The 623-nt window shown below is 49.8% G+C and carries 1 pseudogene; it reads left to right on the top strand.

Annotated elements, in window-relative coordinates:
- Window positions 1–27 precede the first annotated feature (27 nt).
- A pseudogene (locus DVG79_RS15990) lies at window positions 28–623 on the top strand (copper amine oxidase); the annotation flags it as partial.

Raw genomic sequence — 623 nt, 5'->3', positions numbered from 1 at the left:
CACCCAAATTTGAGAGGATGAGACAAGATGAAAAACACGAAAAAATTCGCAGCAACAGCAATGGCAGCAGCACTCGTATTACCAGGAACGGCAGCATTCGCTTCCGGTGGCGGAGACGACATGAAACATGAGGAGAGCGCGAAGAACGTCACGGTCAAAACAAAAGCCGCTGACCTCCGTGCAACACTCGATCAGTTACTCTCTGAGCACTTCGTGCTTGCCGTCATGGACATGAAAAAACAATATGACGGATCAAAAGATGCACAGTATTACGAAGCAGCACTGAAACAGAACGCACTCGACATGACACCGGCGATCGCTTCGGTCTACGGCGACGAAGGCGCAAAACAATTCGAAAAAATCTTCGTTGACCACAACAAATACACAACGGATCTCGTCAAAGCGGTAAAAGCGGATGACCAGGACGGCATCAACGCGTCAAAAGCGGAAACAGAAGAGTTCGTCCAGGACCTCTCGAGCTTCCTCGATACAGCAACTGAAGGTAAACTGCCGAAGGCAGCAGCGGAAGAAGTCCTCCGTGCCCATGAAGCAGACGTCTATAAAACATTCCAACAATATGCAGCCGGTGACTACGAAGGATCGTACAACACGTTCCGTGAAGG

The sequence above is a fragment of the Exiguobacterium sp. RIT594 genome, from assembly GCF_003339585.1.
GTDB lineage: Bacteria > Bacillota > Bacilli > Exiguobacteriales > Exiguobacteriaceae > Exiguobacterium_A.
The sequence above is the reverse complement of the archived record's forward strand: the minus strand, read 5'-3'. Positions and strand labels throughout refer to the sequence as shown.